Source organism: Candidatus Methylomirabilota bacterium (assembly GCA_035709005.1).
Classification (GTDB): domain Bacteria; phylum Methylomirabilota; class Methylomirabilia; order Rokubacteriales; family CSP1-6; genus 40CM-4-69-5.
The window spans coordinates 1-25,811 of sequence record DASTFB010000104.1 but is presented as its reverse complement, the minus strand read 5'-3'; the positions used below and the strand labels follow the sequence as shown (position 1 = coordinate 25,811).

Here is a 25,811-nt window from a genome sequence, read left to right as displayed (position 1 = left end):
CCTCCAGCTCCGGAGCCGCCGCCGGCCCCGACGGCGCCGGCTGCACCCGAGCCGCCGCCGAGCGTGGAGCCTCGGGTGGCCCTGGCTCCGACCCCCACGCCCGCGCCCGAGCCGCCGCCCATCGACATTCGCTCGGCCCTGCGCGGGGGCGGCGCCGGGGGCCGGGGCGGCGGCCGCGGAGGCATCGAGGGGGAGCCGATTCCCCTGGACTCCACCGACACCAGGTACAACGACTACCTCGATCGCCTGCGCCGCCGGATCAAGGCCAACTGGGGATTTCCCTGTGTCAAGAACGACCGGACGCGGGAGTGCGAGTACAGCACGGCGTCCCTCGTCGTGGAGTTCGGCATCCTGAAGGACGGCCGGCTGCAGTTCGTCGACGTGGTCCAGTCGTCGGGGCTGCCGATCTACGACGACTACGCGGTCAACGCCATCAAGCTGGGCTCGCCGTTTCCGGTCGTGCCGCCGCAGATGCTGGTCTCCATGAGGCGCGGGAGCGCGGGTATCGCCATCACGGCGCGCTTCAACTACGTCGTGGATACCTCGCTGACCAACCTCCTCCGGTAAATGCTTGAAATCTCGTGCGGTTCGCTTGACAGCGCGCCGGGGCGCCGTGTAGCATGAGCGGTACTTTTTGAGTAGGCTCGTAGCTCAGTGGGAGAGCGCCTCTCTGACGCAGAGGAGGTCGGCGGTTCGAAACCGCCCGAGCCTACCAACCACCCTTTCTCCAGGAGTGTATGGCCGAGGCTGAACAAGACCGCCACCTCACGCTGACCGGCGAGTTCGACTGCGACCCGTCGCCGCTTTCTACGCTCCGCCACTCCACCGCGCACGTCATGGCCCAGGCCGTGAAGCGCCTGTTCCCCGGAGTGAAGCTGGCGATCGGCCCGGCCATCGAGGACGGCTTCTATTACGATTTCCTCAAGGCCGAGCCGTTCACCACCGCCGACCTCGAGCGCATCGAGGCGGAGATGCGGGCGATCACCGCGGCCGACTATCCGTTCGAGCGCCGCGAGATGGCCCGGCCGGAAGCCGTCCGCTTCTTCGGCGGCCGGGACGAGCCGTTCAAGGTGGAGATCCTCGAGGGCCTCGGCGCCCCCCGGGTCTCGCTCTATCAGCAGGGTGAGTTCATCGATCTCTGCCGCGGCCCCCATGTGGCCTCGACGGGCCAGGTGAAGTTCTTCAAGCTGCTGTCGTCCTCGGGTGCCTACTGGCGCGGCAGCGAGCGGAACCCCATGCTGCAGCGGATCTACGGAACCGCCTGGCTCACCCAGGAGGAGCTGGACAGGCACTTCTGGCGGCTGGAGGAAGCCAAGAAGCGCGACCACCGCAAGCTGGGGCGGGAGCTGGACCTGTTCATCTTCAACGAGGTGTCCCCGGGCTCGCCGTTCTGGCTGCCGCACGGCTGGACGATCGTGCGGGAGCTGGAGCGGTTCGTGCGGGAGCATCTGGACGCGCTCGGCTATCAGGAGGTCTCCACGCCGATCCTCGTCAACAAGAAGCTGTGGGAGCAGTCCGGGCACTGGGAGCATTACGCCGACAACATGTTCAAGCTCGAGGCGGAAGAGCAGATGTTCGCGCTCAAGCCCATGAATTGCCCGGAGTCGACCATCGTCTATCGCCACGCCCTGCGCTCCTACCGCGACCTGCCCCTGCGCTTCGCCGACATGGGGCGGCTGCATCGCAACGAGCGGTCCGGCACGCTGACCGGCCTCTTTCGGGTGCGCCAGTTCACCCAGGACGACGCCCACATCTACTGCCGGCCCGATCAGCTCCAGGACGAGGTCACGCAGCTGCTGGGGCTGATGCGGACCTGGCACAAGACGTTCTCGCTGGAGCCGTCCTTCAAGCTGGCCACCCGGCCCGCCGACTCGCTGGGCACCGAGGAGCAGTGGGAGACGGCGGAGCGGGCGCTGCACGAGGCCCTCAAGGCCAACGGGCTGGCCTACGATCTCAACCCCGGCGACGGGGCCTTCTACGGTCCCAAGATCGACGTGGACGTCGAGGACGTGCTCGGCCGGAAGTGGACGATCGCCACGATCCAGGTGGATCTCACCATGCTGCCCGAGCGCTTCGAGCTGACCTACATCGACGCCGACGGTCAGGCCAAGCGCCCGGTGGCGATCCACCGGGCGATTCTGGGATCGTTCGAGCGCTTTGTCGGCATCCTCACCGAGCACTACGCGGGGGCGTTCCCCACCTGGCTGGCCCCCGTGCAGGCCCGCGTGCTGCCCATCAGCGAGAAGCACCTGGACTACGCCCGGACCGTGCACGGGCGGCTCCAGGCGGCCCGGGTCCGGGCCGAGCTGGACGACCGCAACGAGAAGCTCGGCTATCGCATCCGCGATGCCCAGCTGCGCAAGGTGCCCTACATGGTCATCGTGGGCGAGCGCGAGCGGACGAGCGGCACCGCCAGCCTGCGTCGCCGCTCCGGCGAAGAGATCAAGGACGTTCCCGTGGATCGCCTCCTCGCCGACCTCGCCCGCGAGATCAGCGCCCGGGATCCCGACCTCACCGTGGGTCGCTCGTGAGCGAGCGTCCCCTGTCCAGCGCCGCCCGGCGGCGGCGCGGCCACGCGCGCCTCGCGCGCGCGGTCTTCACGACCTCGTAATCAGGAGCGACGCCATCAGCCAAACCAAAGAGATCCGCATCAACGAGGGCATCCGCGTCCGCGAAGTTCGGGTGGTCAGCGCCGAAGGCGAGCAGCTGGGCATCATGCCGATTCAACAGGCGCTGGAGGTCGCCCGCCAGCGGGAGCTGGACCTCGTGGAGGTGGCGCCGGATGCGCAGCCGCCGGTCTGCCGCATCATGGACTTCGGAAAATACAAGTACACGCAGTCCCGTCGCCTGAAGGAAGCGCGCAAGAAGCAGACGACGATTCAGATCAAAGAAGTGAAGATGGGGCCCAAGACGGAGAAGCACGACTTTGAGTTCAAGGTGCGCCACGTCCGGCGCTTCCTGGAGGAGGGGCACAAGGCGAAGGTGACGGTCCGCTTCAAGGGCCGGGAGATGGCTCACACCGAGCTGGGCTGGAAGATGCTGCAGAAGATGGTGGAGGCCGTGCAGGACATCGCCTCCGTGGAGAACAATCCGCGGATGGAGGGGCGGATGCTGCACATCATGCTGTCCCCCCGGGCTCAGCACTGAGGAACGTGAGGGAGCGCGCATGCCCAAGATGAAGACGAAGCGGGGCGCGGCCAAGCGCCTGAAGAAGTCCGGCACCGGCAAGCTCATGCGCCACAAGGGGTGGAAGAGCCACTTGCTGGAGGCCAAGTCTCCGCACCGGCGGCGCCGGCTGCGGAAGGTACGGCCGATCAGCCCGGCCGACGAGCGCCGGATGCGGGTGCTCGTGCCGTATCTGTAGCCGACCGTCGCCGATCGTCGGGCCGGCCAGGCCCGACGCAAAGGAGCAGGGATGCCACGGGCAAAGGGTGGAAGCAAGACGCGCCAGCGGCGCAAGAAGGTCCTCAAGCAGGCCAAGGGGTATGTGGGGGGCCGCCGTCGGCTGTACCGGACGGCGGCCGAGACGGTGCTCCGGGCGGGCGCCTTCGCCTACCGGGACCGCCGGCAGAAGAAGCGCGCGGCGCGAGGACTGTGGATCGTGCGGATCAACGCCGCCTGCCGGACGCTCGGGGTGTCGTACTCACGCTTCATGGCCGGCCTCAAGAAGGCCGGCATCGGCCTCGACCGCAAGGTGCTGGCCGAGCTGGCGGTCAAGGATCCTGCCGCCTTCGCCAAGCTGGCCGACACAGTGAAGACGCGTGCCTGAATGGGGCACCCTCGCGTCGATCCCCTCGCCGAGGAAGCGCGCGCGGCCATCGCGCGGGCCAGCGCCTCGGCGGACCTCGAGCAGCTGCGCGTGCGCTACCTGGGCCGGCAGGGCCGGCTCACGCTGCTGTTGCGCTCGCTGGGCACGCTGCCGGCTCGCGAGCGCCCGCTGGTGGGCGCCGCCGCCAACGAGGCCAAGCGCGAGCTGGAAGCGCTGCTCGAGCTGCGGCTGGGCGAGACGCGGGAGGCCGAGCGCCGCCAGGAGCGCGCGCGCCAGCGTCTGGACCTCACGCTGCCCGGCCGCCGGCCGCCCCTGGGCGCGCGCCATCCCCTGACCAGGGTCCAGGACGAGAGCGTCGCCATCTTTCTCGGCCTCGGTTTCGCGGTCGCCGAGGGCCCCGAGGTCGAAGACGACTACCACAACTTCGAGGCCCTCAACATCCCCCGGGACCATCCGGCCCGGGACATGCAGGACACCTTCTACTTGTCCGAGGACACCCTGCTGCGGACCCACACCTCCCCGGTGCAGATCCGCATCATGCAGACCCAGCGGCCACCCGTCCGCATCATCTGCCCGGGACGCGTGTACCGGCGCGACGCCGACATCACCCACTCCCCGATGTTCCATCAGGTCGAAGGGCTGGCCGTCGATCGGAACGTGTCCATGGCCGACCTCAAGGGCACGCTGGAGCTCTTCGCCCGCGAGATGTTCGGGCCGCGCTCGAAGATCCGCTTCCGGCCGTCGTTCTTCCCGTTCACGGAGCCCTCGGCCGAGGTCGACGTCCTGTGCTTCCGCTGCGGGGGCAGCGGCTGCCGGGTGTGCAAGCAATCGGGCTGGCTGGAGATCCTCGGCTCGGGCATGGTTCACCCGCAGGTGCTGCGCAACGTGGGCTACGATCCGGAGGAGGTCACGGGTTGGGCCTTCGGCATGGGCATCGAGCGCATCGCCATGCTGAAGTACGGAGTGGACGACATCCGGCTCTTCTTCGAGGACGACGTGCGGATGCTGCGGCAGTTCGCATGAAGATTCCGTACCGCTGGGTCCGCGAATTCGTCGACCTCGACCTCACGGCCGAGCAGGCGGCCGACCGCCTCGTGAACGCCGGCGTGGAGATCGCCGGGATCACGCCGCTGGCCCCTCCCGATCTGGCCGGCGTCGTCGTGGCCGAGATCGAGGCCATCGAGCGCGAGCTGGGCGAGAGCCAGGGGCACCGGCTGGTCCTCTGCCGCGTCAGCACCGGGCACGAGCGCTTCAGCGTGGTGTGCGGGGCGCCCAACGCGGGGCCGGGTGTCCGGGCCGCCTTCGCGGCGCCGGGCGCCACGCTGCCCGGGGGACGTCGCATCACCGCCACGAAGATCCGCGGCGTCGAGTCCCAGGGCATGCTGTGCTCGGAACGCGAGCTGGGTCTGGGCGCGGAGCACGAGGCCGGCGTCCTGCTGGTCGGCGCCGACGCCCCGCTCGGCGCCGACCTGGTCGCCCACCTCGGACTGGACGACCGGGTGCTGGAAGTCGAGGTCACGCCCAACCGTCCCGACTGCCTGTCGGTGGTGGGCATCGCCCGCGAGCTGGCCGCGCTGACCGGGGCGCCGTTCCGGGCGCCCGCGGTCGTCGTCAAGGAGTCCGACGACGCGGTGGAGAGCCTGGCGCGGGTCCGCATCGAGGCCCCCGACCTCTGTCCGCGGTTCACGGCCCGCGTGATCAGCGGGGTCCGGGTAGGGCCGTCTCCGGCGTGGCTGGCCGCCCGCCTCCGGGCGGCGGGGCTGCGGCCCATCAGCAATGTCGTCGACGTCACCAACTACGTCATGTGGGAGCTCGGCCACCCGCTTCACGCGTTCGATCACGCCACCGTGACGGAGGGGACGATCGTCGTCCGCCGCGCCCGTGACGGCGAGCGCTTCACCACGCTCGACGGCCAGACCCGCACGCTGAACGGCGCCATGCTGGTGATCGCCGATCCCGAGCGTGCCATCGGCATCGCCGGGGTGATGGGTGGCGCCGAGACCGAAGTCACGCCGGCCACGACCCGCGTGCTGCTGGAGAGCGCCTGCTTCGCGGCGGCCTCGATCAGACGGACGTCCCGAGCGCTGGGCCTCCTCACCGACGCCGCCTACCGCTTCGAGCGCGGGGCCGATATCGAGGCCCTCGTCGACGCCAGCGATCGGGCCGCTCAGCTCATCGCCGAGGTGGCCGGCGGCACGGTGGCCCGCGGCATGGTCGACGCGTATCCGCGGCCCCAGGCCCGGCCGCGGATCACCCTGCGCATGGCGCGGCTCGGCCGGGTGCTCGGCGTGGCGCCCCCGCAGGCCGAGGCCGCGCGCATCTTCACGGGGCTGGGGCTGGGCGTGCGCGCGCAGGCCGACGCCCTCGAGGTCGAGGTGCCCAGCTTCCGCCGCGACCTCAGCATCGAGGACGACCTCGTGGAGGAAGTCATCCGCGTGTGGGGCTACGACAAGATCCCCTCGGCGCTGGTCCCCGTGCCCTTGCGGCCGGTCCAGCTCCCGATGAGCCTGCGCCAGGCCGAAACGGTGCGGCGGGCGCTGGTGGGGGCGGGCCTCCACGAGGCGGTGACCTATACTTTCAGCGACCCCGCTTACGACGAGGTCTTGCGCACGCCGGCGGCGCCGCGCCCGCTCGCGCTGCTCAACCCGCTCAGCCGGGACGCCTCGCTCCTGCGCTACAACCCGCTGGAGGGGGTCCTGGGTGTGGTGGCGACCAACCTGCGCCGACAGCAGCCCAATGTGCGCGTCTTCGAGATCGGCAAGATCTTCGAGCCGGCCCCCGGACTGCCCCGCGAGTCCCGCTGGCTGGCCATCGCCCTGGCCGGCGCCCGGGAGCCGCCGGCATGGTGGGTCCGGCCGGCGGGCGAGGGACGTGTCGAGCCGGTCGACATCTACGACGCCAAGGGGCTGGCCGAGCACGTGCTGGAGGCGCTGCGGGTGCCCGCGCCGGCCTCGCGGGCGCATCTGGCCGCCGGGGTCAAGGGGTTCGAGCCGGACCGCCGGGGCGTGCTCGTGGCCGACGGCGTGACCGTCGCCGAGTTCGGCGAGGTCGCGGCCGATGTGCGAGCCCTGTTCGACATCGGCATCCCGGTGTTCGCCGCGCTGCTGCCGCTGGACGAGATCCTGCGGCTCACGCCGCCGGAGATCCGCTACCAGGCCCTGCCGCGCTATCCGGCGGTGCAGCGCGACGTGGCCTTCCTGGTCGGCGCCCTGCGCACCGTCACCGCCGCCGAGATCGAGGCCGTGATCCGCGCCGAGGCCGGTCCGCTGCTCCGGCAACTGACGCTCTTCGACGTGTTCACCTTCGAGGAAGGCCGGCGCAACCTGGCCTGGCGCCTCACGCTGCAGGCGGAGGACCGTACTCTCACCGACGAGGAGGCCAATCGGATCCAGGAGGCGGTGGCCCAGCGGGTGGCCGAGCAGTTCAAGATCACGTGGCGGGGCGCCTGATGGCCGACACGCTCCTCGACCGCCTGGGTCAGCTGGAGGACGCCGTGCGGCGGGCGGTCGCGACCCTGGACCGCTTGCGGGAGGAGAACGAGGGGCTGCGCCGCGAGTTGGCCCGGGTGGCGGCCGAGCGCAAGCAGACCGTGGCCCAGATCGACGCCATCCTGTCCGACATCAACAAGCTGGACCTGTGAGGACGCGGAGGTCACGATGAGCGAGGTCAAGCGGGTCGAGCTCACGCTCCTCGGTCAGACCCTGGTGGTGCGCACGGAGGCGAATACCGAATACGTGCGCACGCTGGCCCGCCACCTCGAGCAGCGGGTGGAGGCGGTCCGGCGCGCGGGTGTGCCGGACCACATCAAGTCGCTGCTGCTGGCGGCCCTGGAGATCACGGATGAGCTGTTCCGGGCTCGGGAGGAGCGCTCCCGCGAGACGGCCGACGCGGGGGCCCGACTGGACGCGATCCAGAGCCTCCTGGACCGGGCGACCGGGCGCGCAGGAACGTAATCCCCGCCTCTGCCGTGTGCCGAGGTGTTTCGGACCTGGCTAGACCAGGTGGGCCCCGTTAGAAGGCCTTCAGGCTTCCCTTGACCTCAGGGCTTGCGCACCGGCCCTCGATCACAGCGCCCGTTTGGCAAAATGAGGTCGAAACGTTACCGGCATCACCAACAGCGCAGGGACGATTCCTGTGTACCTGTTCCTTAGCGCCGGAGTCAAGCCCTCGTGGTATTGAGGGTATATGCCGAAGCGGAAGCCCCGGAAGCCCGCGAAGCCCGCCCCGCAGCCCAAGCCCACGCCCGCGGTCTCGGCCGTGGAGATGGGAGCCCGGCAGCGGGAGATCTCCGTCTCCGAGTTCTTCACCAAGAACCGCCATCTGCTGGGGTTCGACAATCCGCGCAAGGCCCTGCTCACCTGCGTCAAGGAAGCTGTCGACAACGCGCTGGACGCCTGCGAGGAGGGCGGAATCCTCCCCGATGTCGTCGTCAAGGTGGAGGCCGTCGCCAACGGGGGGCCGCCGCCCCCGGCGAGCCAGGCCAGCCGCTTCCGGATCACCGTCAGCGACAACGGCCCCGGCATCGTCCGCCAGCAGATTCCCCGGATCTTCGCGAAGCTCCTCTACGGCTCCAAGTTCCACCGCCTGCGCATGAGCCGAGGCCAGCAGGGCATCGGGATCTCGGCCGCCGGCATGTACGGCCAGCTCACCACCGGCAAGCCGGTGCAGATCATCTCCCGCACCGGCCCCAAGGCCCCGGCGCACTACTTCGAGGTCCAGATCGATACCAAGAAGAACGAGCCGCTGATCTTGGAGAAGAAGCAGATCGACTGGGAGTGCCCCCGGGGCACCCGGGTGACCATGGAGGTCGAGGGCCGGTACCAGAAGGGCCGCGCCTCCGTCGACGAGTACATCGAGCAGACGATCATCGCCAATCCCCACGTCAAGCTGACCTACCTGACGCCGGAGGACGAGACCCGAGAGCATCCCCGCACCTACGCCGAGCTGCCACCCTCGCCACGCGAGATCAAGCCGCATCCCTACGGCATCGAGCTCGGGATGCTGCTCAAGCTGCTGCAGGACACCACCAGCCACTCGCTGGCCGGGTTCCTGGCCGGTGACTTCAGCCGGGTGTCGCCGGCCCTGGCCGCCGAGATCTGCAAGGCGGCGGGCCTGTCCCCCCGCGCGCGGCCCCGGGACATCCACGGCGAGGCCGCCGAGGCCCTCTACAAGACGATCCAGTCCACCAGGATCATGGCCCCCCCGACCAACTGCCTGTCGCCGATCGGCGAGAAGGCGATCCTGTCCGGCCTGTATCAGCAGATCAAGGGAGACTTCTACACGGCGGTGAGTCGGCCGCCGGCCGTGTATCGCGGCAACCCCTTCGTGATCGAGGCGGGTCTGGCGTACGGGCGGGGGCCCTCGGCGAACGGCAGGGGGGAGGACAAGCCGGCCGTGCCGCTCGCCGAAGGGGAGGCCCAACAGGACGGCACCGAGCTGGCCCGGGTCATCCGGTACGCCAACCGGGTGCCGCTGCTCTATCAGCAGTCGGCCTGCGTGATCTACAAGGCCGTGCTCGACACGACCTGGCGTAACTACGGAGTGCCCCAGTCTCGCGGGGCGCTGCCCGCCGGCCCCATGGTGATCTTCGTCCACATGGCCTCGGTATGGGTGCCCTTCACCAGCGAATCCAAGGAAGCGATCGCCGACTACGACGAGATCCGCAAGGAGATCACGCTGGCCCTCCGCGAGTGCGGCCGGCGGCTCGGCGCCTTCGTCCGGCGCCGTCAGCGGGCGGACAGCGAGTTCCGTCGGCGCAACATCTTCGAGCTCTACATCGAAGAGGTCGTCGAGTCCTGCAACCGCCTCAAGGGCGGTCGGTTGCCCACGGCGAAGCTGAAGGAGCAGCTGAAGCAGATCGCCCTGAAGCGGACGGGGGGCACGGCGACGGACGAGCTGCTGGGCAAGAACGGCAGCGGGCCGACCGGGCTGCCGCATTCGATCATCGTCACGCCCGAGGGCGTCGAGGGCGAGGTGCCGGCGCTCAACGGCGACGGCCGGCCCGGGAAGGCCTGAGAGCGAGCCCATGGCCACCAAGCCTCGGCGGATGACCGCGGTCGAGAAGAAGCTGGTCGGCGTGGCCGACGTGGTGATCAGCGCGGCGGAACGGCGCAAGGATCCCACCCTGGCGATCCCGGTCCGCTCGCTGTCCAACGTCACCTTCAACGAGCGCAAGGGCCTGATCGAGCTGGGCAAGCGCAAGCAGGCCCGGTCGTTCTTCAACGTGGGAATGGCCAAGAAGTTCATGCAGACGGTCCTCGTGGCCGACGCCCTCTCCGAGCTGCAGCGATCCAACCTCACCACGTCGCTCCGCGAGATCTACTACCGGACCAAGCACACCATCAAGGATTCGCACGAGAACACCCTCGACACCCAGGACGAGTCCGATCCCCTCATCGAGGACCTGGAGGTGACGCTGGCCGCTCTGCGCGAGGAGCTTCACGTGCGGGCCGAGAACGCCGGCTCCGTCGTGGGGCCGCTGGTGCTGGTCGACGACGGCGACCGCGTGGACTGCGCGCGCCTGGGCAAGGGCGGCTATTCCGTGCCCTCCATCGTCGAGCCGGAGTATCTGCAGATCCGGCGATGCACCGCGGAGTTCGTCCTCCTGGTCGAGAAGGGCACCCAGTGGAACCGGCTCTCCGAGGACAAGTTCTGGCGCCGGTACAACTGCGTGCTCCTGACCGGCAACGGCCAGCCGCCGCGCGGTGTCCGACGGCTGGCCCGCCGGCTGCACGAGGAGTACCGGCTGCCGGTCTACGTCCTCGTGGACAACGACCCCTGGGGCTACTACATCTACTCGGTGGTCAAGCAGGGCTCCATCAACCTGGCCTTCGAGAGCCAGCGCATGGCCATCCCCAAGGCCAAGTTCATCGGGCTGTCGAGCGCGGATCCCGAATCGTACGGGCTGCCGCGCAACGTGGGCATCAAGCTGAACGACAAGGACATCGCCCGGGCGCGCGAGCTGCTCAGCTACACGTGGTTCCAGAAGAAGAGCTGGCAGGAGGAGATCAAGCGGATGCTGTCCAGCGGGCTCAAGTACGAGCTGGACGCCCTGGCCAACAAGGACTTCCAGTACCTCACCAAGAAGTACCTGCCCCGCAAGCTCAAGGAGAGGGATTGGTTGGATTAGGAGGGCAAACCTCCGCTCACGAACGACGCGTCTCAGCCAGTCGGTGGCCGCCTGGATGTGCTGAGTGAGTGCTCGACTGGCCTTCTACCGAACACCCTGTTGCCTACCCGGCCTGCGGTCAAACTCGGCAATCTCACGTAGCCCCACCTGCTCGAGCAGCGCCGCCCTTTGGGATCGCAGCAGGGGATCGCCGGGGCTGTGTTCGATCAAGGCTGAGATCGACGCGATGGCGTCGTACCACACCCCCGCATCGGCAAAGATGCGGGGGGCGGTGAGCGGGTCGCCCGGCATCGCCTCCAGCCGGACGGCGCTCTGCTCCACGCGCTCGATGAGACCCCCGGCCAGGATATCCTTCGAGCGATAGTTCGGGTCCACCACCAGGGCGACGTACCACTTGTAGGTGGAGCCGGGCACGAGCCGCACGCCGTGATCGGCCAGGCTGATGCGTTGCACTCCGGGCCGCTCCGGCGCAGGCAGCCGGGTCTCGAGCATCGGCCTGACCGCATTGGCCTCGATGAGGGTGACTTCGATGGGTAGCGTGGTAGGCGTAGAGAGGAACCAGTACAGCGTCGGTTGTTCCTGAACCGTCAAGCCCGTGTGGTCGGGCACGAGGACGGCCACCGTGGTGGTGCCGGCACCGTGCCCCCGCGTGGCGCCGCCGACTCGTCCGCCCGGCGCGCCGCGACGTGGGGGCTTGTACACGGGCTGACTGGCCGTCGTCGGCTGCGCGGAGAGCGGCGTGACCGGGGCGGGAATGCCAACGAGGCCGAGATCGAGCGGTCCGGCTACGACCCAGACCGACAATGTGAGGACTGCGGTTGTCTTCACGGTGCTCCTCCTGTCCTCCGTGTCTTAGTCAGCGGCGCTCGCCAACCGCCTGGTGGAGCGTCGTGCGATTCTCGGCCTCTCTCTCATGGCCCTGCAGCTCGCCGGAGCCGGAGTCATGGTCGCGTTATGAGGCCACCGTCGGTCTCATTCTTGGATTCGCCGGTGTCCGACGACGCGATAGATCGCGACCTTCCGCTGCTTGCCCTTCAGCTCGACCTCCCCGACCGCCTCCAGCTCGAACCGCTCGCCCAGGTGGCTGGCGGTGGTCGCCCCGATCAAGATTCGGCAGGGGTGGCCGAGCGGATCGTCGAAGAAGAGATCCTTGGCGTAGCTTTCGAGCCGCGAGGCTGTGTTGACCGTATCGCCGATCACGGTGTACGCGAGCCGCTGGGCACTCCCGACGCTGCCTCCGACCACGGGCCCGGTGAAAATCCCGATCCGCATCGCGGCCGTCGGCAGCCCCTCACTTTGCCAGCGTCGGTTGAGCGCCTGAAGGTTCCGTTCCATGCCGAGCGCGCACTCGACCGCGTTGACCGCGTCCCGGCTGACCTCGGCGGCCGTCGCTCGGGGAAACGGAGCGCCGAAGAGGGCCATGATGGAGTCACCGATGTACTGGTTGATCAAGCCATCGTTCTCGATCACGGGCTGGGCCATCGCCTCCATGTAGACGTTGAGCCATTCGACGAGGCTCTGGGGAGAGCGGTCCTCCGACAGAGACGTGTAGCCGACGAGATCGGTGAACAGCACGGTGGCGGTCAGGCGCTGGGGACGAGGGCGCCCCCCGTCGAGAAATTCATGACGCTGCCTCCAGACCGCGTCGGCGATCTCCGGCGACAGGTGCCGCGAGAACAGCCCCATGAGCTGGGCTCGCTGCGCCTTTTCCCAATACGAGGTGTACGCGGTCACCAGGGTCGCCGCGCCGAACCAGCCCAGCGCCGGTGGAATCAAAGGAACCCACCATCCCAACCGGAAGCCGACATACACGAGGCCGCCGAGCGCCAACAGCCCACCGCCGGCGATCAGGGCAAAGCGCCAGGCCGAGCGGGAGGCCAGACCGGCCACTCCACCCAGCAGGCTCCAGAGCGCGATCCACAACGCGGCGTGCCCGGCCTCGACGGCGCGGAGCGGCGAAGCCCCTTCGAGGGCCATGCGCAAGAGCTGGCTCGCGATGTGACCGTGTAGGGCAATGCCGGAAATCTGCTGATCGGCATCGCGGCCGCGGCTGTAGGGCGTATAAAAGAAGTCCTTGCTGCCTTCGGCTGCGACTCCGAGGATGACGATCGCGTCACGCAAGGCGGCCGGCTCGATCCGATCCTCCAGAAGATGTCGGAACGAGAAGCTGGGGAATCCCCTTTGCAGGCCATGGAAATCGAGCAAGAACTGATACCCACCGGTGTCGGCGCGCGCGTAGGGTCCTTCGTGGGCCTCGAGCGGGCGGATCGTCGTGCGCCCGAGGCGAAGATGTTCGGGGTTGCGCGAGTCAGATTGCGGGCCGATGTTCTCGGCCTGCAGGTAGAGCAGCGCGAGACGCAGGGCGAACGAGTAGGCGATGGTGTCGCGACGATCGAGGAACAGCAAACCGCGGCGGACGATGCCTCCGCGATCCACGACCACGTCGCTGAAGCCGACCTGATCGCTGTTGGCCAGCGCGGACGGCGGCGGGATGCCGTCTGATGTGCCCTCGCCGATCTTGGTCACGACCACGACACGGCGATCGGCCTTCAGCACGGCGTCGAGGTCTGAGCGGCCGGGCGGCACCGGCAGGTCGCGGTAAAGGTCCAGGCCGATCGCCCGGGGACGGTAGGCGAGGAGCCGCGTGAGGGCGTCGGCCACTGTCGCGTCGGTCAGCGGCCAGTGCCCGAGGCGTTGGATGTCCTCTTCGGTGATGGTGACGAGCACGATCCGACGGTCCATCGACGTCGCCGGCTGCGCGCGCAAGTACCAGTCGTAGGCTGTCAGCTCGAGTGATTCGAGGGCGCCGCCGGTCCGCAGCGCGATGATTCCCAGCACGACGAGGCTGCTGATCAGAAGCGCGATCGCGATCGGCGATCGGAGCGCGTCCCGGATCCGGCGCGCGGCCCGCATCGCTTACAGCCAGTTGCTGATCAAGAGGAAGGGGGACCAGTAGCTCGGGTGCCGGTATTGCGGATCGTCGAGGAGCTTGAGCTGGGCGCGCTGCAGGGCCGCCGCCCGCGAGGTGGCCGGCGTCTGAAGCTGGCGATAGAACTCGGCGACCAACGCCGACGAGGCCTCGTCGTTGATGTGCCAGAGCGTGGCCAGGGCGCTTCGCGCGCCGGCCTTGACGGCGATGCCGGCCAACCCGAGCGCCGCCCGGTCGTCGCCGGCCGCCGTCTCACATGCGCTCAAGGTCAGGAGCTCGAGCGGCTCGTCACGGAAGCGGAAGAGCCCGATGAACTGGTCGAGCCGATCGAGCGTCAGCTTGTCGTCGAAGGCCAGCAGGAACGTGGCCCGGACGTCGCCAGTGAACTGAGCATGGGAGGCGATGTGGACGATCGAGACCGGCTCCTCCCGGAGCTGCTTCTCGAAGGGCCCCAGCCGGAACTCCTCGTTCAGGAGCGCCGTGGCCCGGTAGAGCTGGCGGAGGGCCTCGATCTCCGTCCCGACGTTGGGCAGCGGCGGGAAGCCTTGCGCGCTCTGGGTCAGCCCGGCCACCAGCACTCTCGGGTTGTCCCGTTTGAGCGGTCGCGGATCCGTCAACGTGAGGCCGGGGGTGGTGGCCAGCGCGAATCGACTGATGAGAAAGCTGCGGCCGTCGTGGAGCGCGGCCATCGGGATCGTCCGGAGCGGACCGTCCGGCACCACGATCAGGGTATCGATGGCGAAGCGGCCGAGCTCCGTCTCCAGCGGTCGGATGAGCCAGTCGTAGAGTTGCCGGGCGTGCGGCAGGTACTCGCGTGTCGTCCGCTTCTCCAGCCTCCGCCGGAACTGCCGGGTCTCCTCGGTGAGCGCCGTGTTCGTCACGGGAACGGAGACGCGCATGAGGCCGGACGGGAGATGGAGCAGGAGCTCGAGACGATCGGGCAGCGGGATGGGGTAGAGGACCGCGGCCGTGGGGGAGACCACGTCGAGGCGCGTGACTTTCGAAATCGCGGCCTCCACGCAGTCATCCCCGAAGTAATCGCGCAGCTCGGCCACCTTGAGTGATTCGACCCGATCACGCGCCTCGATGAGATAGGCCTGCTGGTCCCCCGCCGCGGCCGTGGCCGAGCGCTGGAGGAGGAGATCGACCAGCTCGAAGTAGAGCGCGCCGACCGAGTCGCGGAAGGAGGCCCCGTCGTTCCCGTGACTGACGGTGATCTCGCTCCGGATCGACTGGAGTGTCGAGACCGCGCGGCGGTACGCGGAGATCGCGGCGTCCTGGCGGCCCAGCCGGGCGAAGAGTCGTCCCGTCTGCCACTGCCAGCGGTAGAGTGACTCGGGCGCGTTCACCTGCTGGGCGGCCAGGGCGGCTTGCCGCGTGGCCTGCAGCGACTCCTCGTACCGGCGGTCGTCCTCGTAGAGCTTCCCGAGCGAACCCCAGGCGTAGGCTCCCAGCCGGGGCGCGCCGATCCGATTGCTCACGTCGATCGCGTTCCGGAACAGCCGGGCCGCCCGTAACGTCAGGTCGCGATCCGCCGGTGATCGGCGAAGGTCCAGATACCCGAGGCCGATACTCACCAGTTCGTAAGCCTTGTCGTACGAATCGGGGACGCCGCGGACCTCGAGATCAGCGGCGTCGAGGCGCGCCCGTGCGGTCTGGAGTCGTCCCGCCTGACGGGCGGCGGCGGCCGCGTTGGTCAGGGCGCGGGCGGCGAGCGAGGGGCGACGCGCCCGCTGAGCGAGCCCGCCACTGGCCTCGTAGCGCTGCAGCGCTTCCGCGTACTGTTTTCGACGCGACAGAAGATTCCCGAGGTCATTTAGAACGCTGGCCTCCAGGGCGGGATCGCCGGCTGCCTGCGCCAGGGCCTGGGCCTCGGTGAGCGCGTCACCAGCGCGCTCCAGAAGCCCCATCGCCATTGTCGCGCTCCCGAGCTGGCGCAGGATCGAGGCGATCTGGCGCTGATCCGAGGACGGCCGAGCGAGCGTGAGGGCCCGCTCGAGACTGTCCCGCGCCTTGACGTAGTGGCCCAGCGACTGGTAGGCGTGCGCGAGCTGCGCGAGCGCGTGGATGTGGCCCCCGGTGTTCTGCTCGCGGTCGTAACGCCCGGCCACTTCGAGCCACCTCTCGGCCGCCACATCGAATGCGCCCCGCTCCTGCGCGCGCGTGGCGCGGTCGATGGAGGCCGCCATGTCGTCCCCCCTGAGCGCCCGCGCCGGAGGAGTTGCTTGGCCCCAGGCGGCGGTCAGGGCGATCAGGGTGAAAGCCAGCAGCGTGATGACCAGCGCCCTCACGGCGGTGTAACCTATCACGCCGCTACTGACCTCGCCAGCACGCTGACCAGTCGGTTCCCCACTTGTTGGCTGGGGGATCCTCACCTATACTCCGCTCCCGCATGCCTGCTCTGGTGGCTCGGAGGCTTCGCTGTCTGGTGGCGGTCCTCCTTGGGTGCGTGGCGCTGTGGCCCGCTCCGAGCCTCGCGCAGATCACCCTCGACGGCAGCCTGGGCCCCGTGGGCCCCCTGACGGGGCCGAATTACCAGATCACGCCCGACCTGGGCCAAATCCGGGGCCCCAACCTGTTCCACAGCTTCGGGCGCTTCAACGTCGGCACCGGCGAGACTGCGGCATTTTCGGGCCCCTCCACGATCGCCAATATCCTGGCCCGCGTGACGGGTGGCGAGCGCTCCACGATCGACGGCCAGTTGCGGTCCGAGATCAGCGGCGCCAACCTCTTTTTGCTCAACCCGAGCGGTGTCCTGTTCGGGCCGAACGCGTCGCTCGACGTGAGCGGGGCGTTTCACGTCAGCACCGCGGATGTGCTCCGGCTCGCGGACGGCGGCGCCTTCGTCGCCAACCCCAACGCCGCGAGCGTCTTGACCACGGCACCGCCCGCGGCGTTTGGATTCCTTGGGCCGAACCCGGCGTCCATCACGATCTCCGGCAGCGAACTGCGGGTGAGCGAAGGCCAGACGCTGTCCGTCGTCGGCGGCGACGTCAAGATCGAGGGTCGCCCGCGTGCAGACGGGCAGAACGTGGCCTTTGTGCAGGCCTCCGGCGGCCGACTCAACGTCGTGAGTGTCGGCTCGGCCGGGAACGTCCCTCTGGATATCGCAAGTCCAGGCGCCGAGGTTGCGCTCGACTCGTTCGCAAGGCTCGGCGCGATCGAGCTGTCTGACCGCGCCTTTCTCGACGCCAGCGGAGCTTCCACCGGCACCGTCGTCATCCGCGGCGGAAGGCTCGTCGTCGACTCCGGCTTCGTCGCTGCGTTCGGCAGCGCCAATGGTCCATCACCCGGCATCGACATCCGGGTCAGAGACGACGTCACCGCCTCGAACAGCTCCCAGATCGCAACGGGTCTAGGTGCGTTCACCGGTCGTGCGGCCGACATCGAGTTACAAGCGGCACGGCTCACGGTCACCGGGGGGACATCGATCAGCAGCAACACGGGGGAACAACCCGGGTCGGCGGGCGACATCAGGGTGACGGCGAGCGAGTCCGTCGCAATCTCGGGGAGCCGGAGCGACGGCCTTCAGAGTCAGATCTCGAGCTTCGCGGTTGAACGTGGGGACGCGGGACGGATCACTGTCTCGGCTCCGACCGTGAATCTGACCGCGGGTGGTCAGATCGCGACGGCGGCTGCTGGAACGGGCCGCGCCGGCGAGATCGAGGTGCAGGTCGGCCATCTTACACTGGACGGAGGTCGGCTCGAGACCACCACCTTCGGAGCCGGACAGGGCGGGAGCCTCACGGTGAACGCAACGGAGGCCGTTGCGATCTCGGGGCGCAGTCCCGCCGGCCTCTTCGCCGGCCTCTTCAGCGGGGCGGGCGACACGGGGGACGCCGGCACGATCACGGTGAGGACCCCGGTCCTGAGCATCGCTGCCGACGGTCTCATCTCGGCGACGAGCCTCGGTGACGGGCGGGCGGGCGACATCGAGATCCAGGTGGGGCGCCTCACGGCGGACAGTGGCGCGCGCATCGAGAGCCAGTCCTTCGGCGCCGGCTCAGGCGGCGCCGTGACCGTGAGCGCGACCGAGTCCGTGACGGTCTCGGGACGCGGCCCGTTCGCGAGCGCCATTCTCAGCGAGACACGGCTGGACGGTACCGGCGACGCGGGCCAGATCAACATTTCCGCGCCAGTCGTGACGGTGAATGATGGCGCGGAAATCGGCACTTCCACGCTCGGTAGCGGTCGGGCAGGGACGATCGAGCTGGAAGTCGGGAGGCTCACGCTGCTCGGTGGCGGTCGAATTGCCAGCAACACGCTTGGCGCCGGGCCCGGTGGGACCGTCACGGTGAGAGCCTCGGAGTCCGTGACGATCTCTGGCGAAACAACCGAAGGTATCGGGAGCGCGATCGCGAGTGAGGCGAGCGGCAGCGGCGCTGCCGGTCACGTGACGGTGTCGGCACCGACTCTGGTAGTCACGGATGGCGGCGGGATTTCGGGCATCACAGTCGAGAGCGGGCAGGCGGGTGACATCGAGCTGAACGTCGGACAGCTGACCGTGGCTGGGGGCTCGCGCATCATCAGCCGGACCGCCGGCGCCGGTTCGAGCGGGAGGCTGACGATCACAGCGAGCGAGTCGGTCACGATCTCCGGGTCGGACGCTGGCGGGGTCCAGTCCGGTCTGTTCAGCGATACGGTCGATGTCTTCGGGCCGGTGACCGGCAGCGCCGGCCGCATCAGCATCTCGACGCCGAAACTGACACTCACCGACGGTGGCACAATTTCGACCGCCACCCGGGGGAGCGGCGCCGGAGGAGACATCGAGATCGACGCCGCACGCGTTGATCTCTCCGGCGACGCCGCGATCACGGCGAGGAGTGCCGCGACGGGCACGGCCGGGAATATCCTGGTCGTCGGTGACCAGTTTGCCAGCCGCGGGAGCCGGGTGACCACCGAAGCCCTCAGCTCCGACGGCGGCAGCATCACGTTTCAGGTCAGCTCACTCGTGCACTTGCTCGACAGCCAGGTCACGACCAGTGTGGGTACCGGGCAGGGCCGCGGCGGGAACATCACGATCGATCCTCAAGCCGTCGTGCTCAATGGCAGCGAGGTTCGGGCCGACGCGTTCGGCGGGCCGGGCGGAAACGTGCTGATCGTGGCCGACGTGTTCCTCACCTCGGAAAGCGTCATCAGCGCGTCTTCGGCGCTGGGCTTCCCCGGAACGGTCACGATCCAGACGGCAGTGAGCCCGGCGGAGACCCAGGTGGCCCCGTTGCCCAAGGAGTTCGGCACCGGTACGGCCCTCCTCGCCGAGCACTGCGCGGTGCGGGCGAGCGAACGCCGGTTCAGCACCTTCGTGCTCGGCGGGCGGGACGGAATACCCGCCGAGCCCGGCGGGCTCTTGCCGAGTCCGCTCGACCCGGGCCTCGTCTCTGGTCCCGTCGCCGAGGAGGACAGCCAGCCGGCGCCCAGCCGTGTTCGCCAGACGCCACGCCTGGGGTGCTCGAAGTAGGCTGTGGCGGCGCGGCGAGCGGTGCAGTGGCTCTGGTCACGCTCGCCGTGGCCCTTGTCGGGTCGGTGGCCCACGCTCAGGCCCCTCCGGGGCTCGATCCCACCCAGCGCTCCGGTAGCCCGCCGACGCTGATCCAGGAGCCCCTGCCGAGCGACCCGGCTTGGCCGGAGCCTCCACTAACGCCGCCGTTGCCGCCGCTGCCCCCCGCGCCATCGCAACCAGAGGAGTTGTCTCGCGACCGCCTGTTCGTCCGAGAGATCCGCGTCGTCGGCAGCACGGTCTTCACCGCCGAGGATCTGTCGAAGGTCGTGGCGCCATACGAAGGTCGAGAGCTGGCGGTCGAGGATTTCGAAGAGGCGCGGCTCGCGCTCACCCGACTCTACGTCGATCGGGGCTACGTGAATTCGGGGGCCATCCTTCCGGACCAGACCGTCAGCGACGGCGTGGTGACCATACAGATCATCGAGGGCGAGCTGAGTCGGATCGAAGTGACGGACAACCGTTGGTTTCGCGAGTCGCATCTCCGCCGTCGCGTCGAGCCCGGAGCCCGAACGCCCCTGAACGTGAACGAGCTTCGGCATCAGCTGCAGCTTCTCCAGCAGGATCCCCGGATCAAACGCATCGACTCGGAGCTGAAACCGGGGTTGCGCCTGGGGGAGAGCGTGCTGGCGCTGCGGGTCGAGGAAGTCCGGCCCTACCGGCTACTGCTCGATGTCAACAATTATCACAACCCGGCGGTGGGAGAGATAGGCGGTTCGATCACCCTCCAGCACCAGAACCTCACCGGCCACGGCGATGTTCTGAGCCTGGGGTACGGGCGGACGGAAGGCGTCAATCCCCAACTCGATTTCCGATATTCGATTCCGCTGACGGCCCGTGATACGACGTTCGGATTTCAGTATCGAAAGAACGACTTCGTGATCGTGACGGAGACCTTCCAGGACCTGGATATCACGAGCGAATCCGAGATCTTCGGTTTCACGCTCAGGCATCCGGTGTATCGAACGATCCGGCAAGAATTCGGCCTCGAGCTGACGGGCGAGCGACTCTCCAACACCACCTTCGTCCTGGGGGAACGTTTTTCGCTCTTTCCAGGCGCCGAGGACGGCGAGATGATCGTCACGGCGCTGCGGATCAGCGCGGACTGGCTCTACCGCACCCGGAAGTTCGTCCTGGCCGCGCGGTCCCGGTTCTCCTTGGGCGTGGACGCGCTCGGTGCCACGATTCACAACAGCTCGCAGGGCCCCGACGGGCGTTACTTCGCGTGGTTGGGGCAGTTTCAGTGGGTGCAGCGACTGCCGTTCTGGGATAGCCAGCTCATCTTCCGCGCCGACATTCAGCGGGCCGACGATGCTCTGTTGGCGCTCGAGCAGGCCGCCGTGGGAGGCCGCTACAGCGTACGCGGGTACCGAGAGGTTACGGCCTTGCGAGACAGCACGGTGATCGCGTCACTCGAGTCGCGGGTGCCACTGATCAGCCAGCGCCGCTGGGCCGATTACATCGAGATCGCCCCGTTCGTCGACTTCGCCGACGCCACGAATGTGAAGTCGGCCAACGGCGACGACGACATCCGGTTGGCCAGCATCGGTATGGGGCTGCGGTGGGCGGTCACGACGCCCGGCCCGGGACCGTTTCGGCTGAGACCCCAGTTCGAGGTCTACTGGGGCTATCGGCTTCTCGAACGCGACAGGCAGGGCTCCGAGCTCCAGGATCACGGCGTCCATCTGCAGCTGACCGTCGCCGCGTTCTAGCACGCCCCAAGACTCTGACCACTTGTTCCTCAGCAGGTGCCGGATTTCCGCTGTCGCTGGCGGCCCGCCGACGAAGCTCGCGGCGGTGCTTGGCGCGCATGATCGGGTCCCAGGCCCGCATCCAGGGGTGAGTCGGCAGCGGCTGCCGGCCGGTATGGGTCCGCAGCGTGGGGGGCGTCGAGAGGGGGCGAGCGGCGGATGGGGCCGGGCGGGGAGGCCGGGGGCGCCGGTCCCCGCTCGGCGCGCGGCGTGGCTTGAGGACGAAGTCGCCTGGGAGGTTGTCGCGGAGTTCGACGTGGCAGCCACAGTAGCCTTGATAACACCCGGCCGGACCCGCTCCTTCCTGCTCATCGTGAAGGTCTCCATGGCAGGCCGACACTTTCACAGAGCAGTTACCCCATGACATTTTCATGTAGCACCAGCAGGTGCCGGATTTCCGATTGACAGCCCCGGGCGGGGCGCCTAGATTACGCGCGCAGCATCGCTCTGGACCGCGGAGAACGATCAATGGCGGGGAACCCGATCCGCATCCTCATTCTCGGCGGGGGTTTCGGGGGCGTATACACGGCGATGACCCTCGAGAAACTCCTGGCGCGCGACGCGAAGGTCGAGATCACCCTCGTCAACCGCAACAACTACCTCGTGTACCAGCCGATGCTGCCCGAGGTGATCTCGGGCACGATCGGCGTGCTCGATCCCATCATCCCGATCCGCCGGCTCTGCCCCCGGGTCAAGCTCTATACCCGCGAGGTCGAGGAGATTGACCTGCGCTCGCGCCGGGTGGTCATCTCGCCAGGCGTGGACCACAAGGCCGCGGTGCTCGAATACGACCACCTGGTCCTGGCGCTCGGCAACATCACGCGTCTGGCCGGGATGCCCGGTCTTCAGGAGCACGCCCTGCCGTTCAAGTACCTGGGCGACGCCCTCGTGCTGCGCAATCACGTCCTCCACGCCCTGGAGGAGGCCGCGGTCGAGGATGACCCGGCGGTGCGGCGTCGGCTGCTCACCTTCGTGGTGGGCGGCGCCGGATACTCCGGCGTGGAGGTGGCGGCCGAGCTCAACGAGCTCGTCCGAAAGGCCGCCAGGAGTTATCGAAATCTGCGGCCCGACGAGATCCGGGTGATCATCCTGGAGCTCGGGGCCCGCATCCTCCCGGAGCTGCCCCAGGATCTCGCCGACTTCGCCCTCAAGATCCTCACGCGGCGCGGCGTCGAGATCCGTCTCAAGGTGGGGCTGGCGGGAGCCACGGTGGACAGCGCCGTGCTCGACACGGGTGAGCACCTCCCGACCAGGACGCTGGTCAGCACCGTGCCGGCCGCGCCGAACCCCCTGGTGGCGACGCTTCCCTGCACCAACGAGAGGGGGCGAATCGTCGTCGACGAGTTCCTCGAGGTTCGAGGCTATCCGGGTGTCTGGGCGGTCGGCGACAACGCGACGATCCTCGATCCAGCCACCGGCAGGCCCTATCCCCCGACGGCCCAGCACGCGTTGCGACAGGGCAAGTGTGTGGCCGACAACATCGCCGCGGCAATCGGGGGAGGTCAGAAGCGTCGCTTCGCCTTTGTCACCCTGGGCGCGATGTGCAGCCTCGGCGGGCGCAACGCCGTGGCCAACATCCGTGGGGTCAAGCTCTCCGGATTCTCGGCGTGGCTCCTGGCTCGCCTCGCTTACCTCCTGAAGCTGCCCGGGACCGACAGGAAGGTGCGGGTGGCGATGGGGTGGTTTGTCGACCTCCTGCTCTCGCCCGACATCGTGCAGATGAAGACGGACCGCCCCGCCACGATCAGCCGGCAGCACTTCGAGCCGGGGCAGGTCGTCTTCAGGCAAGGGGACATCGGCGACCTGGTCTATGCCATCGCGAAGGGCGAAGTAGAGGTGACCCGCGAGAGCCCCGGGGGAAAGCCGGAGATCCTGGCCAGGCTCGGCCCCGGCCAGTGGTTCGGCGAAATGGCCCTCATCAGCCATGCTCCCCGAAATGCCACCGTGCACAGCGCCACCCCGCTCGACGTGCTGACGTTGGACCGGGAGGCCTTCGATGCCCTGTTCACGAACGTCCCGGCGCTTCGTGAGTTCTTCGAGGAGCTGATCCGGGAGCGCGGCCAGGGTCCCGTCCAAGGCTAGAGCGCGGCCTGACGCTCTACCCGGAGTTCGCCCGCGGCGGCTAGCCCCGGCAGACGATCCCTAGGGCCGGACGTGATCCTCGTCTATGATGAGTTCAACAGATCAGTTCACCGGGGACACCGGCGCCGGTCGGTCATCAGAGGGGCTCGACCAGGCTGGTGGCGAAGCTCCCACAACGGAGAAGGGAGGTCGGGGGCCGCGATCATCTTCGTCCTGCTCCTTGGGCTTCTCCTGCCGGCCTGGATCAGCCCACGGGTGACCCTGGCGCAATCGGCCTCGGGGGATCCGCTGCGGCCGGCGCCCGGTGCCGAGGCCCGCCCCTCGGCACCGGGGCGCCGCGTGACGCTCCGCTTCCTCGACACACCCATCGAGTCCGTCGTGCGGGCCATCGCCGAGGCCGCCGGCATCAACTACGTCCTGGCGCCGGACGTGAGCGGCCGGGTGACGGTGGTCACGCAGGTTCCGATCCCCGAGGACCAGGTCGTCAGTCTCCTGCTCGCGGCGCTGGAGACCCACGGGTTCACCGCTGTCCGGGCGGGGCCGATCCACAAGATCATCCGCGGCGAGGGGGCCCGGGAGCGCGCCGTTACGACCGGTCGTGGCCCGACGCCCCGACCGGGCATCCGCGGGGACGAGGTCGTGACGCACATCGTCCCTCTCCGGTTCACGGCGGCGACCGACCTGGCCTCCCAGCTCAGGCCACTGATGTCGACGCGAGGTCACATCGGCACGCACAGCGAGACCAACAGTCTGCTCCTGACGGACGCGGCCTCGAACGTGGCTCGCCTGCTCGCGGTCGTCCGCATCCTCGACGTCGAGCGCGCGCTCGAGGGGCTCGAGGTGTTTCCCCTTCGCTTCGCCGATGCCCCGAGCCTCGCTGCGACGCTCAATCGAATCTTCGCCAAGGGGGTTGGCGCGGCTGCCGGTCTCCCGGCGGCGCCGCCCGCGCCCCGCGGTCCCGAGGGCCGGGCTGATGGCCCTCCCCTGATCGTCGGGGAACGACGGGCGAATGCGCTGATCGTGCACGCGCGACCGGACGAGCTGGAGGCCATCCGCCGGCTCGTCGCGCAACTCGATGCCGACCTCGGCCCGAGACGGCGGCTCCTGGTCTACCGGGCCGAGCACGCCGACGCGGTCGAGCTCGCCGCCACACTCCGGGCGTCGTACGTGGAGGTCGACCCGCACGCGCGGTTCGTGCCCGACGCTGCGACCAACACACTCTTCGTCGTGACCTCGCCCAACGTCCGCACCGCCATCGAGGCGACGCTGCGGCAGCTCGATCGGCGACCGCGGCAGGTGCAGATCGAGGTGATCGCGGCCGAAGTCGATCTGATCGACGAGCAGCGGCTGGGCATCGACTGGGCGGCCGTGATCGGCTCGCTCACGGCGGTTGCCCTCACCGGTCCCGTGCCGCCGGTCGAGGCGGCTCTGGGGCTCCCGCCCCTCGCCCTGGCGAGCGAGGGGCTGACCGGCCTGGTCGCCGAGACCGATGCGGCGCTCATCCTGCTCCGCACGTTGGCGGTCACGAAGGTCGCCCGGGTGACCGCGAGACCCCAGATCCTGGCCGCCGAAGGCAAGCGGGCCGTGCTGAAGGTCTCGGACTCGATCCCGGTCGTCACGGCCTCGCCGTCCCCGGGGCTGCCCGCCGACGCGCTGTTGGGTATCGTCACTCAGGTCGTGGAGTACCGGGATGCCGGCGTCGTGCTCAGCGTGCAGCCGAGGATCGGCCAAGACGGGGCGATCGCGCTAGACGTCCGCCAGGAAGTCAACGAGCTCGGTGAGCGGGAGCCGTCCACCGGCTCGCGCCAGATCATCAAGCGGGAGCTCGAGAGCTCGGTCGTGCTCCGCGATACTCAGACCCTCGTGCTGGGCGGTCTGGTGCGGGAGCTGAGAGACGTCGCGGAGCGCGGGGTTCCACTCCTCAAGGACGTGCCGATCTTGGGCCGGCTGTTCCGGACCAGGGAGGAGCGGACCTCACGCCGGGAGCTGCTGATCCTGGTCACGCCGCGCATCGTCCATCCGCCGGAATCCTCAGTGCCGTAGCACGGGCGCTGGGCGATCACGATTTGCCTTTTCGCGACAGCACCCGCACGGTGTCGCCATCCGCAACGAGGACGGTCTCGGCAGTGCCGAGGAAGAGACCCGTATCGACGACACCGGGAATGGCACGGATGGCTCGCTCCACCGCCGCCGGGTCGGTCAGCGGCCCGGTCTCGCAGTCGAGGATGACGTTGCCATTGTCGGTGACGAACGGCGCCGCGCCACGGCGCCGGAGCTCGGGCTTGTAGCCCAGCTCCCGGAGGCGCCGGCGGGACGGCGCGGCGGCGAACGGGATGACCTCGACCGGCAACCGGGCCCTCGTGCCAAGAGCGGGCACCAGCTTGTCCGCGCCGACCAGAATGATCTGACGGCGTGAGGCGGCGGCGACGATCCGCTCGCGCGCGAGCGCGCCGCCGGCTCCTTTCAGCAGGTTGAGGTCGGGGTCCACCTCGTCGGCGCCGTCCATCGTGACGTCCAGCTCGGCCTCGCCGAGTTCGACGAGCGGGATCCCCAGCTCGCGCGCGCGTCGCGCCGTCCCCTCCGAGGTGGGCACGCCTCGAACCGACAGCCCCCGTTGGATTTCTCGCGCGAGCACTTCCACGAACGCGAGGGCG

General features: G+C 68.9%; 19 protein-coding genes, 1 tRNA gene and 1 other RNA gene. 16 read left to right on the top strand and 5 right to left on the bottom strand.

The genetic code is table 11. The features are described from left to right. Positions 1 to 75: 75 nt before the first annotated feature. The 10 genes from VFR64_19370 to VFR64_19325 all read left to right on the top strand — a co-directional run bounded on the left by VFR64_19370 (position 76) and on the right by VFR64_19325 (position 7,722). Entirely contained in the window at positions 76 to 567 is a 492-nt protein-coding gene (locus VFR64_19370; GenBank protein ID HET9491894.1) for a TonB family protein, read from the top strand. 73 nt (positions 568 to 640) lie between these two features. Further along, positions 641 to 715 (top strand) — tRNA-Val (locus tag VFR64_19365). 22 nt (positions 716 to 737) lie between these two features. Further along, a complete protein-coding gene (gene thrS, locus VFR64_19360; GenBank protein ID HET9491893.1) occupies positions 738 to 2,531 on the top strand; it encodes a threonine--tRNA ligase in 1,794 nt (597 codons plus the stop codon). A 112-nt stretch (positions 2,532 to 2,643) separates the two neighbouring features. Beyond that, complete coding sequence (infC, locus tag VFR64_19355; protein HET9491892.1) at positions 2,644 to 3,147, top strand: translation initiation factor IF-3; 504 nt, start codon at positions 2,644 to 2,646, stop codon at positions 3,145 to 3,147. 19 nt (positions 3,148 to 3,166) lie between these two features. Next, the gene (rpmI, locus tag VFR64_19350) at positions 3,167 to 3,364 is read left to right on the top strand and encodes a 50S ribosomal protein L35 (GenBank protein HET9491891.1); all 198 of its coding nucleotides are present in this window, start codon (positions 3,167 to 3,169) and stop codon (positions 3,362 to 3,364) included. Positions 3,365 to 3,415: 51 nt separating this feature from the next. Then, complete coding sequence (gene rplT, locus VFR64_19345; GenBank protein HET9491890.1) at positions 3,416 to 3,769, top strand: 50S ribosomal protein L20; 354 nt, start codon at positions 3,416 to 3,418, stop codon at positions 3,767 to 3,769. Further along, a complete protein-coding gene (gene pheS / locus VFR64_19340) occupies positions 3,770 to 4,792 on the top strand; it encodes a phenylalanine--tRNA ligase subunit alpha (GenBank protein HET9491889.1) in 1,023 nt (340 codons plus the stop codon). It begins immediately after the preceding gene. Beyond that, positions 4,789 to 7,218 carry a phenylalanine--tRNA ligase subunit beta gene (pheT, locus tag VFR64_19335; GenBank protein ID HET9491888.1) on the top strand — a complete coding sequence of 810 codons (2,430 nt, stop codon included), beginning with the start codon at positions 4,789 to 4,791 and terminating at the stop codon, positions 7,216 to 7,218. The genes pheS and pheT overlap by 4 nt, the downstream gene beginning before the upstream one ends. Beyond that, positions 7,218 to 7,409 carry a hypothetical protein gene (locus tag VFR64_19330; GenBank protein HET9491887.1) on the top strand — a complete coding sequence of 64 codons (192 nt, stop codon included), beginning with the start codon at positions 7,218 to 7,220 and terminating at the stop codon, positions 7,407 to 7,409. Before pheT ends, VFR64_19330 begins: the two co-directional genes overlap by 1 nt. Positions 7,410 to 7,425: 16 nt before the next feature. Next, entirely contained in the window at positions 7,426 to 7,722 is a 297-nt protein-coding gene (locus VFR64_19325) for a cell division protein ZapA (protein HET9491886.1), read from the top strand. On the opposite strand, the gene ssrS is transcribed toward VFR64_19325, so the two are convergent. Then, a non-coding RNA gene (gene ssrS, locus VFR64_19320) (6S RNA) lies at positions 7,719 to 7,898 on the bottom strand. The two genes, VFR64_19325 and ssrS, sit on opposite strands and share 4 nt — an antisense overlap. A gap of 56 nt (positions 7,899 to 7,954) precedes the next feature. On the opposite strand from ssrS, the gene VFR64_19315 reads away from it, so the two are divergent. Continuing rightward, a complete protein-coding gene (locus tag VFR64_19315) occupies positions 7,955 to 9,784 on the top strand; it encodes a DNA topoisomerase VI subunit B (GenBank protein HET9491885.1) in 1,830 nt (609 codons plus the stop codon). A gap of 10 nt (positions 9,785 to 9,794) precedes the next feature. Then, on the top strand, positions 9,795 to 10,898 hold the full coding sequence (locus VFR64_19310) for a DNA topoisomerase IV subunit A (protein HET9491884.1): 1,104 nt from the start codon (positions 9,795 to 9,797) through the stop codon (positions 10,896 to 10,898). Between the two features lie 84 nt (positions 10,899 to 10,982). Here VFR64_19310 and VFR64_19305 read toward each other — a convergent pair whose 3' ends face one another. The 3 genes from VFR64_19305 to VFR64_19295 all read right to left on the bottom strand — a co-directional run bounded on the left by VFR64_19305 (position 10,983) and on the right by VFR64_19295 (position 16,118). Further along, a complete protein-coding gene (locus VFR64_19305; GenBank protein ID HET9491883.1) occupies positions 10,983 to 11,726 on the bottom strand; it encodes a DUF928 domain-containing protein in 744 nt (247 codons plus the stop codon). Between the two features lie 144 nt (positions 11,727 to 11,870). Beyond that, positions 11,871 to 13,811 (bottom strand): adenylate/guanylate cyclase domain-containing protein, encoded by a 1,941-nt coding sequence (locus tag VFR64_19300; GenBank protein HET9491882.1) that lies wholly within the window; start codon positions 13,809 to 13,811, stop codon positions 11,871 to 11,873. A gap of 3 nt (positions 13,812 to 13,814) precedes the next feature. Beyond that, positions 13,815 to 16,118, bottom strand: coding sequence for a CHAT domain-containing protein (locus tag VFR64_19295; GenBank protein ID HET9491881.1), 2,304 nt, complete (start codon positions 16,116 to 16,118; stop codon positions 13,815 to 13,817). 137 nt (positions 16,119 to 16,255) lie between these two features. Here VFR64_19295 and VFR64_19290 point away from each other — a divergent pair, with 137 nt between their 5' ends. The 4 genes from VFR64_19290 to VFR64_19275 all read left to right on the top strand — a co-directional run bounded on the left by VFR64_19290 (position 16,256) and on the right by VFR64_19275 (position 25,200). Further along, positions 16,256 to 19,285, top strand: a complete 3,030-nt coding sequence (locus tag VFR64_19290; GenBank protein HET9491880.1) for a filamentous hemagglutinin N-terminal domain-containing protein — start codon at positions 16,256 to 16,258, stop codon at positions 19,283 to 19,285. 227 nt (positions 19,286 to 19,512) lie between these two features. Beyond that, positions 19,513 to 21,036, top strand: a complete 1,524-nt coding sequence (locus tag VFR64_19285; protein ID HET9491879.1) for a ShlB/FhaC/HecB family hemolysin secretion/activation protein — start codon at positions 19,513 to 19,515, stop codon at positions 21,034 to 21,036. Between the two features lie 507 nt (positions 21,037 to 21,543). Then, on the top strand, positions 21,544 to 23,157 hold the full coding sequence (locus tag VFR64_19280) for an FAD-dependent oxidoreductase (GenBank protein ID HET9491878.1): 1,614 nt from the start codon (positions 21,544 to 21,546) through the stop codon (positions 23,155 to 23,157). A 339-nt stretch (positions 23,158 to 23,496) separates the two neighbouring features. Next, positions 23,497 to 25,200: a secretin N-terminal domain-containing protein gene (locus tag VFR64_19275; GenBank protein HET9491877.1), complete on the top strand. Its 1,704-nt coding sequence runs from the start codon at positions 23,497 to 23,499 to the stop codon at positions 25,198 to 25,200. A 16-nt stretch (positions 25,201 to 25,216) separates the two neighbouring features. Here the strand turns inward: VFR64_19275 and rpiA are convergent. Further along, on the bottom strand, positions 25,217 to 25,811 hold a 595-nt coding region (gene rpiA, locus VFR64_19270; GenBank protein ID HET9491876.1), incomplete at its 5' end, for a ribose-5-phosphate isomerase RpiA.